The following is a 16,133-nucleotide window of genomic DNA, read 5'->3' on the forward strand; positions in this document are numbered from 1 at the left end:
GTCAATTCCTTTCTGTGCGTGCCAGCACCAGGGCGTGCGGGGTCCGTTCGACGACGCGGTAGCGGCCTTGGGCGACGAGCTGGTCGCCGAAGCCGTAGAGCCAGCCGTGCGGTGCGCCCCACTGCAGTTCGAGCGCCGCCTGCTGGCTGGTGCTGAGCAGGATGTAGTCGGCGTCGAAGGCGTCGACGCACTCGACGGTCCACACCGTGCACTGCCCGCCTTCGGGCCAGACGACCGTGGTCAGGCGCGACATCTTCATCACCCCTTCCCCGTTCGACGGCAGCAGGCTGGTGCCGTCGGGCACGCTGTCCAGCAGTGCGCGGGCGGCGGCGACCAGGTCGGCCGGATTGCGTTCGAAGGCCGTGTTGAGTCCGCGGGTGGTGACACCCAGCAGCGCACCCGTCCACACCGCGCCCGCGAGCGCGATCACCGCGAGACCGCTCGGCAGCCTTCGAGGTAGCAGCCGGTAAGCCCGGACCAGGGTGAGCGCGGCCAACGGCGCCATGATCGGCAGCGCGTAGAAGAAGCAGCGCAGCACGATCTCACCGCCGTAGCTCTGGCCGACCACCAGCGAGAACGGCGCGGCCAGCAGCACGCCGACCGCGAGTGCCGCGCGCCTGCGCCGGTACAGCAGCCACCCCACCCCTGCCAGTACGGCCAGCCCACCGCTCCACGCGATACGGACCAGTTGCATCTTCTGGTACTGCTCCGCGCCGGAGAATCGGTCGCCGAGGCCGGTCTGCAGAGACGCGCCGACCTTGCCGAAGTCGCCGAGGATGACGTGCAGGTGCCCGGTCCAGTAGTCCGGCGCGCCGTAGCTCAGCCACGCCAGGAACACGATGCCGACAGCGATCGGCAGTGCCCGGTGCCGGAGCGATCCGACCGCCGCGAGCAGGGTCAGCGAGACGATCGACAGCACGGGTGTGAGCTGGTGACTGACCACCGTCGCGGCGAGGATGCCGAACAGCACCAGCTCCAGCAGCAGCGCCCGGGTGCGCCCGATCGTCGCGGGCAGTCCGGGTACCCGGATCACCATGGCCGAGAACCGCTGGGTGAGTGCGCCTTCCAGCGGCGGGAGCGGCGAAGATCGCAGCAGCCACAGCAGCGTGGCGACGACACTGCAGTGCATCACGAACGCCACCGCCTGCGGCGCGAAGTAGTCCTGCTGGAACCAGTTGCCGCACACGTAGATCGCCATGGCGATCCAGGCCGTGCGCCGGTTGCCGGTGACGAGGGTGGCGATGGTGAACACCGGCAGCGCGGCGAACGCGGTCAGGATCGCGGGCGCCCACAGCAGCAGCGGCGCGGCGTCGTCGAGTCCGGCCAGCTGGACGAGGACCGCTGCGGCGTCGAAGAATCCGGACCAGCTGAACCGTGCGTCCAGGCTCGGCGGCAGCCGGTGCGCGGTGCCGATGTAGTCGATGAAGCCGACATGCACGAACCCGGTGCCCACCACCGGGCTGCCGTCGGCGACGCTGACCAGCTGGTACAGCAGGCACACCAGCACCGCCACCGCGCCCGCGGCGACCGGCTGGTCGAGCCTGCGCCGCCCGACCGCGATGCCGAAGGCCAGCGCGACCAGGCCGAGCGCGAGGAACAACCGCCAGCCCGCCACGGCGATCAGGCCGTAGGGCCCGGCGGCGTCGAGGTCGATGACCCGCGTTTCCCACCAGCCGAGCGCGGCCGCGCTGACCACGGCGAGCGCCGCGGCGATACGCCAACGATCCCAGCGGCGCGGTCGCGGCAGGCGTACCGGCCGCACAGGCGCGCCGGACCGTGCGTACTGAGCCGCCGCCGCCACTGTCACCGCGGTCACCACCGCGGCGACCGGAACCGGCGCCCACCAACCGAGGGTGACCTGGGCCAGCGAAGTCAGCAGCCACACCGCCCAGGACGCGCTGATGCCGAGCATGACGGTCACCGCCCGGCTGGGCAGACCGAGCAGCGCGAGCAGCGGCAGGCCGGGCGCCGTGGACATCAGGACAAGAACGAGGGCCAGGCGCACCGGTCCGCCGGTATCGACGGCCGCGGCCGCGGTGGCCGCCAGCGCGGCACCGGCAGCGGCGGTCACGACCCAACTGGGCAGCACCGGCGTGGACCGTCCCGGCGGGGCGGTGGTGGGTGGTTCGAGGGTCGTCGTGGTCACCGGCGCGGTGCCCCGATCCTGCGAGCCCGGCGGACACTGCGCGCGAGATGCACTGGGCCCGTGGCATATCCGGCCAGTTCGATCCAGGTGAGCGAGGCCGGGTACTCGGCGGTCTTGCCGCAGTTCTTGTCCGACCCCGGGTCCAGCAGCATGCGGACCCCGCCGGGCAGCACCCGCACCGTCTGCGCCAATTCCCGCGGCCCGCGGGTGGCGTGCCGGACGACATTGGCGCACATCCCGACCCCGTAGTCGTACATCTGTTTGCGCAGCTGGGCGACGGTGGCCCGGTGGTGATGGCGCACGACCGCCGCGGGCTGGTAGACCACGGCGTGCTCGGCAAGCACCACCCGGCGGAAGATGTCGAGGTCCTCGCCGCCGCGGGCCGGGGCGCCGGTGCCGAGCACGGTGTCGAAACCGCCGAGGCCGCACAGTATTTCCCGCCGCAGCGCCATGTTGTTGCCGGAGCCGAATTCACTGCCCGCGATGGGGAACGCGGGCCCGCGCCGCCCGCGCACGGCCAGCGGCTCGTACTCGCGCAAGCGGTCCAGCAGCGTGCTGCCCGCGCCCGGCTCCCACACCATCGGCCGGTAGCCGCGCTCGAATCCGCTGCTCTGCTCGAACCACCGGTGTACGGGCAAACCGAGGTCGGCGGGCACGACGAGCCCGGTGACACAGGCGATCTCCCGTGCGGGATCGGCATCGAAGACCGCCGCCAGCCGGAGCAGCCAGTCGGGTTCGGCCTCGACGTCGTCGTCGGTGAAGGCGACGACCTCGCCGAGCGCGGCGTCCAGACCGGTGTTGCGGGCCCACGACACGCCACGGCGCGCCTCGGCGACGATCCGCAGCCGAGGGTCGTCGAAGCCGGCCAGCGCGCGGCGGGTGGCGCCGGAGGCGGGGTCGTTGTCGACGACGATCACTTCGTGCGCGGGGCGGGTCTGCCCGTGCAGGACCGCGCGGACCGCCATCGGCAGGGTGTCCGCGCGGCCGAGCGTGCACACCACCACCGACACCGTCGTCTTCCCCACCGGCCAGTCCGGCGCCGGATCCGCGGACTCGGCCCGCCCGGCGTGGAAACGGCGTGCGGCCGCCAATACCTGGGCGGTCAGGTCGCCGTTCGGTTCGGGGAGCACCTCGATCTGGCCGAGCGGACGACCGTCCGCCCGGACCAGCACATGGACCCGGTCGGGCATGCTGCCCGGCGCGACCGCCGACGGCCCATGCCTGACGTCCACACACCACACCGGCGCCGAAACCGCCGGTGCCGCGACCGAATCCGCGCTGAACCCACCGTCTCGCAACAGCAGGCCGCGGGCCCACCCCGCGACGGCCGCGATCAGCCCGAGCACCGTCCACCAGATCCGGGCCGCCGCGGCGCGATCGCCCCGCGCGAAGGCCAGCGCCTGTCCGGCGACCGCCCGCGGGATCGCCACCAGGGCGTGGTCGGCTTCGGCGGACAACGCGCCGGAGGCGCCTTCGAGCCGCATCAGGGTGGCCTTGGACCCGCCTTCGGCGAGACAGCGCCGCACCAGGTACCGGCCCGTGCAACGATCGGCGGCCACGTGATGATCTACCGCTGCGCCGGGAATCCGCCGGATACCACCGCCCGGATTCGCCGCGCGCAACCGGATCGCCAAGTCGGTCTCCTCGCAGCCACTCGGGGTGCTCCCCCGGCGGCCGAGCACCGAACGGAAGCCGCCGACCGCGACGACCGCGTCCCGACGCAGCGCCATGTTCGCGCCGATCGGATTGCGGATCTCGGCGCCGAGCGGCGCCATGCCCGCGTAGTCACAGCCCACGGTCCAGTCGAATTCGGGTGGCAGCCAGGCCGGGCGGGTGCCGCCACCGGGCCAAACCGGGAGGACTTCACCGCCGACGGCCAGCAGCTCCGGATCGTCGAACGCCGCGGCCAGCCCGGCCAGCCACCCCGCGCGGGGCACCGCGTCGTCGTCGACGAACAGCACGGCCTCCGCACCAGCCGCGGCGTCGACACCGGTGTTGCGTGCGCCGGAAAGTCCTCGCGCGTAACGGTTCTCGATGACGAGCACGCCGGGAAAGGCCGCGGTGGCCCGGATCGCCAGCGCCGGATTGTGATCGACCACGAGGATCACCTGCGCCCCGGCCGGGCGAGCCTGGGCGCATACCTCGGTCACACAGGCCGACAGCAGGTCCCATCGCCGCTCGGTGTAGCAGCAGATCACCACCGCCACCGGGCGCTGCCGACCGTTCATGCCTGCGCCTCGCGCGCGCTCGGCTCCGGCACGCGCGAGGCACGCTGGCACACGATTCGCTCGCTCACTCGGCGTCTCCGGTGACCGGCGCACGGTGCTCGACCACCGCACAGCCGGGATCGACCCGGCGCGGCGCGAAATGCGTTGCCGCCGGGGACAGCCGGACACTGCGATCCCGGTCGCGCCACTCCTGCAACAGAGTGCGCAGCACCCGTCGGCCGTCTCGCCAGGCATGGAGATTGCTCGGCCCGTGCAACCGGTGCTTCTCGTGGCTGGGCACCTCGCGGATCACCAGCCCCGCGGCGGCGGCACGGCAGGTGATAACGGTCTCGATCTCGAATCCGTCGCCCCAGCGCGGATTCCCGTCCGCCGGACGGTGATCGGGCAGGCCGAGCAGCGGGAGCACATCGCGCCAGAAGGCGTTGTAGCCGTAGCACAGATCGGTGAAGTGCATGCCGAAGAGCCGGTTGGTGAGCCGGGTCAGGCCGGTGTTACCCGCGCGGCGCAGCGCGGTGATGTCCACGCTGCCGCCGCCAGGTGCGAACCGAGTGCCCTTGGCGAAGTCGGCGCCGGCCAGCAGCGTGGCCACGAAGGCATCGATCTCGCGGGCGTCGGCCGAACCGTCGGCGTCGAACATGACGATCACGTCGCCGGTGGCCGCGGCGAACCCGCAGCCAAGCGCGTTGCCTTTGCCCCAACGGGTCTGGCGCAACCGGATCGCGCCGGGCCGCAGTTCGGCGACCACCGCCATCGACCGGTCCGTCGAGCCGCCGTCGACCACGATCACCTCGTAGGCGTCGGGAATCGTCGGCAACACCTCACGCAGATTGCGTTCCTCGTTGAGGACCGGGATCACCACCGAGATCCGCGGGCCGTCGGGATGGGCCGAGCGGTCGGTCTCGCCCGGCCTCCTGCCGCGGTTGTGCCCGCGGTACCAGTGGCCGTCATTCGCCATCGGGTTTCTTCTCTCGACTCCGGGTCGGCTCCCTCGCACCGACTCACCAGACAAGTCGGACACCGGTCCCAGACGGTTCCCGCGAACCGCCCGGCCGGACGTGCCCTGCGTCACCCCAGCCGGTCGGCCGCGAATCCCGTTTCGGCACCGGCCTTCCGGCTGGCCTGGGGCAGTCCGGTGAGCAGGCACGGCAGTCCCGTAACCGGGTTGTCGACCACCTGGGCCACCACCCCGAACACGTCGAGCAGCAGTGCGGGCGTCAGTGTCGCGGCCGGGTCACCCGCCGCGACGATCCGGCCGTCGCGCAGCACGACGACCCGGTCGGCGTAGGTGAGCGCGTGACTCAGATCGTGGATGGCCAGCACGATGGTGGCCTCCAGTTCGCGCAGCAGTTCCAGCAGCGCCAACTGAGCGTGGATGTCGAGATGATTGGTCGGCTCGTCGAGCAGGATGACCGGCGCCTGCTGCGCCAGCGCCCGCGCCAGCAGTACCCGCTGACGCTCGCCGCCGGACAGTTCGGTGAACGGGCGATCGGCGAAATCCTCGACGCCGACCCGGCGCATCGCGGCGAGCACGATCTCGGTGTCGCGGCGGGAGTCCGGTTGCAGGTACCGCTTGTGCGGGGACCGGCCCATGGCCACGATCTCCCCCACCGTGAAATCGGCAGTGGCGCCTTGATGCTGGGTGACCACGGCGCGGATCCGGGCCATCTGCCGGGCCGGGGTCCGCCACACGTCGTGGCCGTCGATGTGCGCGGCACCGGCGCTCGGTCGACAGGCACGGTAGATCGCACGCAGCAGCGTGGACTTGCCGGAGCCGTTGGGCCCGACCAGTGCGGTGATCTCGCCCGGCGCGGCGGTGAAGTCGACGCCGTCGATGATCGTCGTCCCGCCGAGTTCGACGCGCAGGCCCTCGGCCCGGACCGAGGCCCCGGTCATACCGCACCCCCGGACCGGCTGCGCTTGAGCAGCCACAGAAAGAAGGGACCGCCCAACGCGGCGGTGAATATGGTCAGCGGGTACTCGTTGGGTACATCGATGGCCCGGGCCGCCAGGTCGATCAGCACCAGGAACGCGGCGCCGAAGAGAGCCGCGGCGGGCAGCAGCCGCCGGTAGTCCGCGCCGGTCACGGTGCGCACCACATGCGGGATCATCAGCCCGACGAACCCCACGCCGCCCGCGATGGCGACCGAGAGCCCGGTCAATACCGCCACGATGACGATCAGCTGCACCCGCAGCCGGTTCACGTCGATGCCGAGCGCCACGGCGTCGTCGTCGCCCATCGACAGGGCGTTGAGGCCACGGCCCTGCACCATGAGCCAGAACAGGCAGCCCGCGGCCAAGGCGGCGGGCAGGGCCAGGGCGCCCAACTCGGCGCCCGCGACGCTGCCCATCATCCAGAACAGGATGCCCCGGATCTCGGCGGGCTCGGACCGCAGCTGGATCAGGCTGGTCGCGGCGGCGGCGACCTGCCCGACCCCCACACCCGCCAAGACGATGCGCGAACCGGTGAACTGGCCGTGCTGGTGGGCGAACAGCAGCACCAGCACCAGTGCGATCATCGCCCCGGCGAAACCGGCCACCGGCACACCGAGATTGCGCAGCCACAGCGCCGACGCCGACGACATCACCGCCACGGCGGCCAGTGCCGCACCCGAGGACACACCCAGCACGAACGGGTCGGCCAGCGGGTTGCGCACCATCCCTTGCAGGACCGCGCCCGCCACCGCCAGCGACGCGCCGACGACGGCTGCGGCCAGCACCCGGGGCACTCGCAACTGCCACACGATCATGCCGTCGAGCGCGTTCGGAGCGGCGCCGCTGCCCAGCACGTGGTAGCGCAGAGTGGTCCACACCTGGCCGAGCGGCACGGTGACCGAACCGGACGAGATCGCGAACACGCACGCCGCCACCAGTGCCAGCGCACCTGCCGTGAGCACGAATCCGCTGCCGAATCGGCCGGATCCGGCCCACCCGGTGCGCTGGCCGTCAGAAGGCGCCGGGGTGGGCGACGCGGGCGATCTTCTCGATCGCATCCGCGTTCGCAGGCCCGAGGTAGATACCATCGGACACCTTCACATAGGTCTTGGTTTTGGACGCGTTCCACTGCGGGTAGGCGGCGAACAGTTTCGCGGCCTCGGCGTCGAGGTCCTCCCCCGGCCGGTAGGCGCCGACCACAAGCACATCCACCTGCGCGGCGGCCAGCTGTTCGGCGCTGAGGTTGCCGGTCAGGTCCCAGCCGCCGTCCGGGAAGCTCGGTTCGCCGCCGGCGGCGCGGACCACCGAGTCGTAGATGGTGCCGGAGAACACCGCGGGCAGCCCGTTGGCGTTCATCACGCTCATGTCCGGGAAGGCGATGAGCATCCGCTTCGGTTCTCGGCCCGCCACTTTCGTACGCACGGCATCGATCCGCCCGCGCAGCTGAGCGGTCAGCTCCGTCGCCCGCTCCGGCACCCCGAACACCTTGCCGATCAGGTCGACGAAGGCCAGCGAGGAGTCGGTGGAGCCCGACCGGTAGGTCTGCTGCTCGGCCGGGGTCACGTCCCGCGGTTTGCCGTATGCGCAGTTCACCGGGTTGACCAGGGTACGAATTCCGGCCTGGTGCAACATCTCCCGGCTGGCGAACCCGTACTTGGGATCGAAGCCGCCCGACCACGTCGAGACGACCAGGTCCGGGCGCAGCGCGAGCGCCTGCTCGGCGGGCACGTCCGCGGCGGCGTTGAGCGTGAGATCGCCCTTCGGCACGGCGGCGACCTGCTCGGCCATGCCGGGGATGTCGGAGATCCCGTAGTACTGGGTGTTGGCCACGATCCGGTCTTGCAGGCCGAGCGAGACGAACGTCTCCACCTCGCCCACCGAGGCGCCCTGCAGGATCAGCACCCGCGACGGCGGACGGTCGAAGGTCTGCTGGTAGCCGCAATTGTCCACGGTGACCGGGAAACCCGGCACCGGACCCGAGCCGGGTTGTGCCTGGTCACCGGTCGTCGGGGACCCGCAGGCACCGACCAGTCCGGTGCCAGCGGCCAACAGGCCGCACAGCGCCAGCCGGGAAAGGCTTCGTCTCTTCACGCCGCGTACTCGTCCTCTGCGCTCGCCGGACGACGAACCCGATACGGTCCGTCCGCATCAGGTAGTCGGCGGCGAGGGCCCCGCGGTTCCCGTGGTCCCGGTCACACTTACGCCGCGAGCGCGGCGCAGATGCCGGTTGCGGCGAGACAGCGCGGCGACGAACCACGCTGTGCCGATGAGCACCGCCAGCACGAGCTGGGCGAACGGTGGCGCCCACAGGGTTTCGGCGCGCACTACACCCGGTTCGGTGAACGTCACCGGGGTGCCGCCGACGTTCGTGGGCAGGAACCCGGCCTGGGCGTCGAAGCGCACTCCCGGCCAGACCGCGGGCAGCTCGACCGCGCCGGTGTAGGACGCGCCCGGCAGCAGCACCACCGTCGGCAACGCAGCCGGGTCGGGCAGCACCCGTTGGCTGTAGAGGCCGGTCAGACCCGCCACCACGCGGCCGGTCACCGTCACGGTGCCGGTGTTGACAACGGTGAAGCCCACCCGCGCGGCGCCAGGGCGGAACGGGTTCAGCGATTCCCGATAGGTGGCGGTCACCGCGGTGATGTCGATCGAGGCCCGCAGTGGTCCCGACACCCGCAGCGGCGCGGGCCGCCACCAGTCGACACCCGACGGCGGCGCACCGTCGGGCCGGACACCGGCCGCGCCGAGCGCGAACGGGTAGTCACCCGGTGTCGCGTCGGCGGGCACGGACACTGTCAGCGGCACCCGCTGCGAGGCCACCGCCGCGACGGTCACCTCGGGGAGGGCAGGTGTGAGAGTCACCCCGGCAGGTGGCGACGGCGACCAGGCGAGGGTGCCGTCACCGCTGGTCACGAGCCCACCGACGTGCAGAAGGACCGTGACCGGACGAGCACAGGCATTGACGATCTCGATCGAGCCGTTCGCCTGGTCGCCGGGCGCGAGCTCGCGACGCCCGTCGGCCAGGGCCGGGTCCTGTAATGCCCAACACGGGGCCTCGGCGATTGCCTGCACCGGGCAGGCCGCCAGCCCCGCGACCGCGGCCGCGACGGCCAACAGCACACGCCACCGCAGCGGAACCAGCCTCGACCTCATGCCCGACAGCATGGCGGCCGATCCCGGCCGCGCTCAACTCCTCACCGCCGGGTCGACAGTCCTGCCCGAGTCCGCCCGGCACCGCCGGGAACCACCGGGCGATCACACCCGACCACTCAGGTATGCGGTGCGAAACAGCTCGGGAAGCGATCTCGGCACTGGTCGACGACGAGCAGGCGACGGTCCCGGCGCTGCGCCTGGCCGAACATCTCGACGCCTGCCACGCCTGCCGGTCCTGGCACCGGCTCGCCACCCGGCTGCCGGCTTTACCGGTCGCGGCACCGGAACCGCCTGAACCGACCGGCATCGGCGCGGTCCCGTATTCCGTCCGGGCTCGGCTCGACGGACACGGCAACGGCACGAAATTCGCCCAGGCTCGGCTCACCCGGCACGGCATCGTCACGACACTCGCCCAGGCTCGGCTCACCGGGCACGGCATCGTCACGACACTCGCCCAGGCTCGGCTCACCGGGCGCAGCGCTGGCCCGACACTCATCCGGGCTCGGCTCACCGGGCGCAGCGCTGGCCCGACACTCGCCCAGGCTCGGCCCACCGGGCACGGCAACGGCACGACACTCGCCCAGGCTCGGCCCACCTGGCACGGCACTGGCGCGACACTCTTCCGGGCTCGGCCCACCGGGCGCAGCGCTGGCGCGAAACTCGTCCGGCTCACGCTGGCGGTGGAGGCAGCGCTGCTCACGCTCGGGATCGGCTGGCCTGCTTGGACGATCGTGCTCACGTGCTGCGCCGTCGTCGCCGCGTCGGTGGTCGTGAGCCGGTGGCGCCGCCAGGCCCCGGAATTCGGCGCGGACGCGGACGCGCTGCCGATCGAGCTACCGCCCGGAGCCGTTCCCGGCCGATCCCGGCTGCGGCTGATCTCGGACAGCGAGCCGGAACTCCCTCGATGACCGCCACCGAATCCGTCACCGGTGCGCACACGCGTGTGACGCTGCGCGTCGACGGAATGACCTGCGCCGCCTGCGCCGACCGCGTCCGCCGCGCGCTCGAACGGCACGCAGGCACCAGTGCGGAGGTGAACCTTCTCACAGGCATCGCGGAGATCGACGCCCGTGGCACGCACCGGTCGGAGGATTTTTGCGACGCCGTCGAGGCCGCCGGATACACCGCGACACTCGCGACGGCCGTTCCGGTCGGTGTCCGGCCACCCGCCCGGCTCGGCGCGCGCGCCGCGGCCGCCGCCGCGGCCGCCGCGCTGACCCTCGGGATCGTCGCGTTGCCCCCGACCGGCGCAGTGCTGCCGGTCCCGCTCCGGCCGTGGCTGATCCTGCTCCTCGGCGCGATAGCCGTGCTCGGCGCGGCGGCACCGATCCACACGGCCGCTTGGCGGGCCGCCCGTCGTCGCCGGACGACCATGGACACACTGACCAGCCTGGGACTTCTCGGCACCCTCGGTTACGCGACCGCCGTGGTGTGTGCCGGCGTCACCGGGGCCGGGCATCCGGTGGTAGCGGCGGGGGTGACCGCGATCGCGCTGACCGGACGGCATCTCGAACGCCGAGCCGAACAACGCGCCGCGGTGGCTCATCGTGATCTCGTCGAGCGCACGGCCCGGCGGGTGACAGTCCTGCGCGGGACAGAGCCCACCGAGATTCCCGCACGCTCACTGCGGTCGGGCGATCGCCTGCTGATCCTGCCGGGTGCGGCGGTCGCCGCCGACGGCCTGGTGCTCGAGGGTGCGGGCAACGTAGACCCGAGCGCACTCACCGGCACGCCGGGCAGGCTCGCGGTCGGCGCCGGTGACGCCGTGACCGCGGGCGGTGTCTTGGTCGACGGGACGCTCGTCGTCGAGGTAGCCACCGATGCGGGCGCGAGATCGCATCCGGTCGCCCTGACCTACCGCAGTGACTTCCAGCAGCTCGCAGACCGGGTCGCCGGGCTTTTCGTCCCCGCTGTCCTGATCACCGCCGTGATCACCGTGCTTGGCCGGCTGCTGGCCGGTGCACCGTGGCCCGGTTCGGTCGCCCCGGGGCTCGCGGTGTTGCTGGCGGCCTGCCCGTGCGCGCTGGGTCTGGCCACCCCCATCGCCCTGCGGGCAGCCGCCACCCGCGCCGCCCAGCTCGGGGTTCTCCTCGCGGGGCATCGAGTGCTGGAGCGGGCCGACGTAGCCGACACCGGCGCGGTGGTGGTGTTCGACAAGACCGGCACCCTCACCGAACGCGTACCCGAGATCACCGCGATCGTCACCGGCCCCGAAACGGACCGCGCCGACGTCCTGCGACTCGCCGCCGCCGTGGAAGCGGCCTCGCCGCACCCGATAGCCACCGCCTTCACCATCGGCTGCCGCACCGCGGGGCTCACGGTGCCCCGCGGCGAGCACATTGTCGAACGCACCGGCCTCGGCGTATTGGGCAGTGTGGCCGGGCAGCGGGTGGCGGTCGGTCGGGCACGCTGGCTGCGCACGCAAGGTTTCGCCGTCAGCGGCGCACTCCGGGACGAACAGCGTGCGCGGGAACAGGACGGATGCACTGTGGTTTTCGTCGGAGTGGGCGATCGCGCGGTGGCCATCGTCGCCGTGGCGGAACGAATCCGGCCCAGCGCCGCCCCCGCGGTGGCCGCGCTGCGGCGGCTCGGCCTGCGCCCACTGCTGCTCACCGGCGACAACCCCTACAGCGCGCAGGCCGTCGCCGACCGCACCGGCATCGCTGACGTCGTCGCCGAGGTGATGCCCGAGGACAAGGCCGAGATCGTCCGCAGGCTGCAGGCCGCCGGTCGGCAGGTGGTGATGGTCGGCGACGGCAGCAACGACCGCCCTGCGCTGGCCACCGCCGACCTCGCCGTCGCCCTCGATGACGGAACCGACGAAGCCGCCGCGACCGCCGACCTGGTGGTCCCCGCGCACGACCTCACCCGCATCCCCGCCGCGATCGGCCTCGCCGAAGCCACTGTCGCCACCATCCGCACGGGGCTGCGCTGGGCGTTGGGCTACAACCTGGTCATCGTCCCGCTCGCGGCGATCGCCCTGTCACCGCTGGTCGCGGCGGCCTCGATGGCTTGCTCCTCGATCTTCCTCGTCACACACAGCCTGCGGTTGCGCCGGTACCGGCTGCCGAAACACAGCTGATCGCGGGCACGGGATTCGCGACGCGCCGTTGGCGAATCCGCCGGACCCGGGGCATCCGCACCTAGAGTTCGCGGCACGCTCCGTCGTCGACATCCCCGCCCGAGGAGGACTCCGCGATGCCGTTCGTCCCGTCCAGTACCGCGCTGCGCCGCCTGACCGCCTGCGCTGCCGCCTTGGCATTCACCGCGCTGCCCGCCGTTCCCGCCGCGGCGCACGTCACCGTGTACGGCCCCGACGCGACCCGTGGCGGATCGGCGGTGCTGAGTTTCCGGGTCCCCAACGAATCGGCCACCCAGAGCCCCACCGTCGGGCTCACTGTGCGCCTACCCGGCGTCACCGCCGTGGACACCGAGACCGTCCCCGGCTGGCGTGCGCAGGTCACCCGGCAGTCCGACGGAAAGGCCACCGAGGTCGCCTGGACCGCCGACCCCGGGACCGGTATCGGAGCCGGACAGTACGGCGAATTCTCCGTGCTCGCCAACGGCCTGCCCGATACCGACCAACTGATCGTCCCGGCGGTGCAGACCTACGCCGACGGAGCCGTGGTCCGATGGGATCAGGAACCGGGGTCGGAGGACGAGGTACCCGAGTTCCCCGCGCCCACCCTCTCGTTGCGCAGTGGTGGTGGCGCTACCGCGAACGGTCATGGCGACATCCCCGATCTGACCGCCTCGGCACCCGAGGCCGACGACACCACCGCCCGCTGGCTGGGCATCATCGGCATCGTGGTGGGTGCGCTCGGCCTGCTGACGGCGGCGGGCGTGGCTATGCGCTCCCACACGCACTGACACGCCCGGATCGACCCCGGCGACATCACTTCTCCGGCCTGACAACCCGCGGCTGACCACGGATGCGATGATGAACCCGCTATGACCGATCGCGCCGCCTCCACCGCACCCGCACGGGTCGTGCGGTCGTCGGTCTTCGCGGTGCTCTGTGTGCTGCTCTCGGCGCTCGGCCACGGGTACACCTCGGGCCGGGCGCCGTCGCCGTCCACGCTCGCGCTCGCGGTCACTTTCGTCGCCGCGTGCGCGTGGCTGATCACCGGACGCCAGCGCGGCCCGGCGACCATCGTCGGCGGTCTCGCCGCCGGGCAGGGCCTGCTGCACCTGTGGTTCTCGATCGATCCCGCCTCGGGGCACGCGGCGCATGCCGCCGAGGCGCTGCGCCCGACCAGCTCGGGCGCCATGCTCGCCGCGCACGTACTGGCCGCCGTGGCCTGCGGCCTATGGCTGTGGTGGGGCGAGCGGACCGCGTTCGCACTGTTCCGTGCCCTAGTCGCCTGGGTGCGCCCGCTGCTGCGGCTGCTGCTGCCCGGCCACGGCGGCGACGGCGGTCCCGTGCGGACCGAGACAGCCAGGTCACACCGCCCGCCGGATCCGTTGCGACACTGCCAGATACGCCGGGGACCGCCTTCGGTCCTGTTCCGCGTCCCCGAATCCGCTCTCGCATCCTGAATCCGTGGTTCCGGCCGCTCCGGCCGTGGCGTCGGCTCTGTGCGGGGCGGGTGCCGTCGTACGCACCCACCACCCAGCTCATGAACCACCGCACGCCCGCATCGGCGTGCGGTCGCAACCGTGCCGGTCCGCCAGCTCAGCGGGAGAGCGTCCGCTTCCCACTCGGCAGATCGCCGGTCCGGCGGTTGGTCTCCTGGGCCGGGCCCGGCTGCGTATCCCGAACGAAGATCCGATATGAAACTGCATGGTTCCGTGCTGCGCCGACGCGGCACGCCCACTCCCGTCGATTCGTCACCGATCAGCCCGGATGACGAACTCACGGCCCTCGCGCTCGCCGCGGGCGCTGGTGACCGCAACGCCCTGACCGAGTTCATCCGCCGTACCCAGCCGGATGTGTGGCGGTTCATCGCCCATCTCACCGATGTGCAGTCCGCCGACGACTTGACCCAGGAAACCTTCCTGCGAGCGATGGGCAGCCTCCCGCGTTTCGCGGGCCGCTCCAGCGCCCGCACCTGGCTGCTGTCGATCGCGCGGCGAGCGGTCATCGACCGGTTGCGGACCGCGTCGGCCCGACCGAAGACCGCGTCCGGCGTCGACTGGGAGGCCGCACTCGACCACCGGCGTGATCGCCGTGCCGGGGAGGTCGGCGAGGAAATGGTCGTCGCCGACATGCTGCGACACCTACCGGACGATCGCCGCGAGGCGTTCGTGCTGACCCAGATTTTGGGACTCAGCTACGCCGAGGCCGCCGCGGCCGCGGACTGTCCGGTCGGCACGATTCGTTCCCGGGTGGCCCGCGCCCGGGAAACGATGCTCGAACTCTGGCAGAGCATCGAAGCCGAATCGCCCACGGTCACCGTGCTCCCCCTGCGCGCGCAGCAGGCGCCGGTCGCCACCGCCGCCATGTCACACGCACTGTGACGCGGTCCTGACCGTTCAGTCGGGCCCGGCCCCCACCGCTTCGGGCCGGGCCCGACGACGGTGCCGCTGCCCGAGGAACAGCGTCGCCAGTCCCGGCAGGCGCACCAGGACCTCGTGGATCACCAGCGAACCCGCGACCGCTCCGCCGACCAGCACGGCGTATTCGACCGAGACGGGCCAGCCGACCGGCAGCAGGACGGTCGCCAGCCCGAGCAGCAGGACATTGTGGAAGACGTAGACGGTCATCGCGGCCGCGGCCAGGTAGCCGGCCACCCGGCTCGGGCCGGGCAGCAGGCGGCGAATCACCGTCAGCAGCACCATCGTCATCCCCGCACCCACGACGGGCACCGCGGCGTGATACAGCAGCCGCGCGGGCACGGCGGCCACCGGTTCCAGCGCCGCGAGCGCACCGGCCGCGACGCACCACGCGAGAGCGGCGGGCGCTGAGCAGCGGGTCATCCGATCGAACAGGTCCGGCCGCGCGGCGACCACGGCGCCGAGCACGAACGACGGCGCGTGGATCACCGCCTGTCGCACATCGAGCAAGCCGAATGCCGTATCGATCCCGGCGAACACCGTCGCCGCCCACCCGGACGCCACCGCGCACCCCGCCACGACCGCGACGAACACGACCCGCCACCGGCTCGCACCTGTCCACGACCCCGCCCGGCCGAACGCCGCCCATACCCGGTCGACACCGAACCGCGACACCCCGAGCGCCAGTAGAAGGCCGTAGAGGAACAGCACGGTCAGGAACCAGAACTGAAACACCAGCAGCGACGGCTGGCTCAGCAGCCGCACCCACCGGCCGAAGGTCTCCCCGGCCGGTCCGGTCGTCCGCGCGACCAGCCACAGCTGGAGCGGCCCCAGCACAAGCACACCGGCGGCGAACGGCACGAGCAGCCGGCGCGCCCGTTCACCCGTCCACTGCCCCACCGGCTTGCGCGCCACCGCTCGCATCGCGAAGTACCCGGCGACGGCGAAGAACGCGGGCATACGGAAGGTGTGCACGAATCCCGCGACCGCGCCCGCGACCGGCCCCGCCGAATCCGGCCCGTACCAGGGCAGACCGCGATAGACGAAGGCCGCGTGGAAGGGCACGCCCAGCAACATGAGCACCGCCCGCGTGGTGTCGACCCAGGCCATCCTGGCGGACGTCTCGCGCGTCCCCGCAGCAGTGCTCATGACAGAAGTAGTCGGCCGCGACTCAGGGG

At 72.2% G+C, this 16,133-nt stretch carries 13 protein-coding genes; 5 read left to right on the forward strand and 8 right to left on the reverse strand.

Annotation, left to right across the window (positions count from 1 at the left end):
* Position 1: 1 nt before the first annotated feature.
* The 7 genes from T333_RS18175 to T333_RS18205 form a co-directional block, all read right to left on the reverse strand.
* On the reverse strand, positions 2 to 2,146 hold the full coding sequence (locus T333_RS18175) for a hypothetical protein (RefSeq protein ID WP_496425189.1): 2,145 nt from the start codon (positions 2,144 to 2,146) through the stop codon (positions 2 to 4).
* Positions 2,143 to 4,374, reverse strand: a complete 2,232-nt coding sequence (locus tag T333_RS18180) for a glycosyltransferase family 2 protein (RefSeq protein WP_496425190.1) — start codon at positions 4,372 to 4,374, stop codon at positions 2,143 to 2,145. The genes T333_RS18175 and T333_RS18180 overlap by 4 nt, the downstream gene beginning before the upstream one ends.
* Before the next feature lie 64 nt (positions 4,375 to 4,438).
* On the reverse strand, positions 4,439 to 5,329 hold the full coding sequence (locus T333_RS18185) for a glycosyltransferase family 2 protein (protein ID WP_496425191.1): 891 nt from the start codon (positions 5,327 to 5,329) through the stop codon (positions 4,439 to 4,441).
* A 110-nt stretch (positions 5,330 to 5,439) separates the two neighbouring features.
* The gene (locus T333_RS18190) at positions 5,440 to 6,267 is read right to left on the reverse strand and encodes an ABC transporter ATP-binding protein (RefSeq protein WP_496425192.1); all 828 of its coding nucleotides are present in this window, start codon (positions 6,265 to 6,267) and stop codon (positions 5,440 to 5,442) included.
* Positions 6,264 to 7,268, reverse strand: coding sequence for a FecCD family ABC transporter permease (locus T333_RS18195; protein WP_496425193.1), 1,005 nt, complete (start codon positions 7,266 to 7,268; stop codon positions 6,264 to 6,266). The genes T333_RS18190 and T333_RS18195 overlap by 4 nt, the downstream gene beginning before the upstream one ends.
* Before the next feature lie 49 nt (positions 7,269 to 7,317).
* Positions 7,318 to 8,397 (reverse strand): ABC transporter substrate-binding protein, encoded by a 1,080-nt coding sequence (locus T333_RS18200; RefSeq protein ID WP_496425194.1) that lies wholly within the window; start codon positions 8,395 to 8,397, stop codon positions 7,318 to 7,320.
* Positions 8,398 to 8,454: 57 nt separating this feature from the next.
* Positions 8,455 to 9,459, reverse strand: coding sequence for a hypothetical protein (locus T333_RS18205; RefSeq protein ID WP_496425195.1), 1,005 nt, complete (start codon positions 9,457 to 9,459; stop codon positions 8,455 to 8,457).
* Between the two features lie 122 nt (positions 9,460 to 9,581).
* Here T333_RS18205 and T333_RS18210 point away from each other — a divergent pair, with 122 nt between their 5' ends.
* From T333_RS18210 to T333_RS18230, 5 genes are all read left to right on the forward strand, one after another.
* Positions 9,582 to 10,367, forward strand: coding sequence for a zf-HC2 domain-containing protein (locus T333_RS18210; protein WP_496425196.1), 786 nt, complete (start codon positions 9,582 to 9,584; stop codon positions 10,365 to 10,367).
* A complete protein-coding gene (locus T333_RS18215; RefSeq protein ID WP_496425197.1) occupies positions 10,364 to 12,541 on the forward strand; it encodes a heavy metal translocating P-type ATPase in 2,178 nt (725 codons plus the stop codon). Before T333_RS18210 ends, T333_RS18215 begins: the two co-directional genes overlap by 4 nt.
* A gap of 116 nt (positions 12,542 to 12,657) precedes the next feature.
* Entirely contained in the window at positions 12,658 to 13,329 is a 672-nt protein-coding gene (locus T333_RS18220; protein ID WP_496425198.1) for a YcnI family copper-binding membrane protein, read from the forward strand.
* Positions 13,330 to 13,410: 81 nt separating this feature from the next.
* Positions 13,411 to 13,998, forward strand: coding sequence for a hypothetical protein (locus T333_RS18225; protein ID WP_496425199.1), 588 nt, complete (start codon positions 13,411 to 13,413; stop codon positions 13,996 to 13,998).
* 234 nt (positions 13,999 to 14,232) lie between these two features.
* Positions 14,233 to 14,919: a sigma-70 family RNA polymerase sigma factor gene (locus T333_RS18230; protein WP_496425200.1), complete on the forward strand. Its 687-nt coding sequence runs from the start codon at positions 14,233 to 14,235 to the stop codon at positions 14,917 to 14,919.
* Between the two features lie 15 nt (positions 14,920 to 14,934).
* On the opposite strand, the gene T333_RS18235 is transcribed toward T333_RS18230, so the two are convergent.
* Positions 14,935 to 16,104, reverse strand: coding sequence for an acyltransferase family protein (locus tag T333_RS18235; RefSeq protein WP_496425201.1), 1,170 nt, complete (start codon positions 16,102 to 16,104; stop codon positions 14,935 to 14,937).
* Positions 16,105 to 16,133: the final 29 nt, after the last annotated feature.

The sequence above is a fragment of the Nocardia sp. CNS-044 genome (assembly GCF_059570515.1).

What these genes read in the sequence shown, in the direction of transcription:
- T333_RS18180 (WP_496425190.1), bottom strand. Translation starts at nt 4,374, where the DNA reads ATGAACGGTCGGCAGCGCCCGGTGGCGGTGGTGATCTGCTGCTACACC.
- T333_RS18185 (WP_496425191.1), bottom strand. Translation starts at nt 5,329, where the DNA reads ATGGCGAATGACGGCCACTGGTACCGCGGGCACAACCGCGGCAGGAGG.
- T333_RS18190 (WP_496425192.1), bottom strand. Translation starts at nt 6,267, where the DNA reads ATGACCGGGGCCTCGGTCCGGGCCGAGGGCCTGCGCGTCGAACTCGGC.
- T333_RS18205 (WP_496425195.1), bottom strand. Translation starts at nt 9,459, where the DNA reads ATGAGGTCGAGGCTGGTTCCGCTGCGGTGGCGTGTGCTGTTGGCCGTC.
- T333_RS18210 (WP_496425196.1), top strand. Translation starts at nt 9,582, where the DNA reads ATGCGGTGCGAAACAGCTCGGGAAGCGATCTCGGCACTGGTCGACGAC.
- T333_RS18215 (WP_496425197.1), top strand. Translation starts at nt 10,364, where the DNA reads ATGACCGCCACCGAATCCGTCACCGGTGCGCACACGCGTGTGACGCTG.
- T333_RS18220 (WP_496425198.1), top strand. Translation starts at nt 12,658, where the DNA reads ATGCCGTTCGTCCCGTCCAGTACCGCGCTGCGCCGCCTGACCGCCTGC.
- T333_RS18225 (WP_496425199.1), top strand. Translation starts at nt 13,411, where the DNA reads ATGACCGATCGCGCCGCCTCCACCGCACCCGCACGGGTCGTGCGGTCG.
- T333_RS18230 (WP_496425200.1), top strand. Translation starts at nt 14,233, where the DNA reads ATGAAACTGCATGGTTCCGTGCTGCGCCGACGCGGCACGCCCACTCCC.
- T333_RS18235 (WP_496425201.1), bottom strand. Translation starts at nt 16,104, where the DNA reads ATGAGCACTGCTGCGGGGACGCGCGAGACGTCCGCCAGGATGGCCTGG.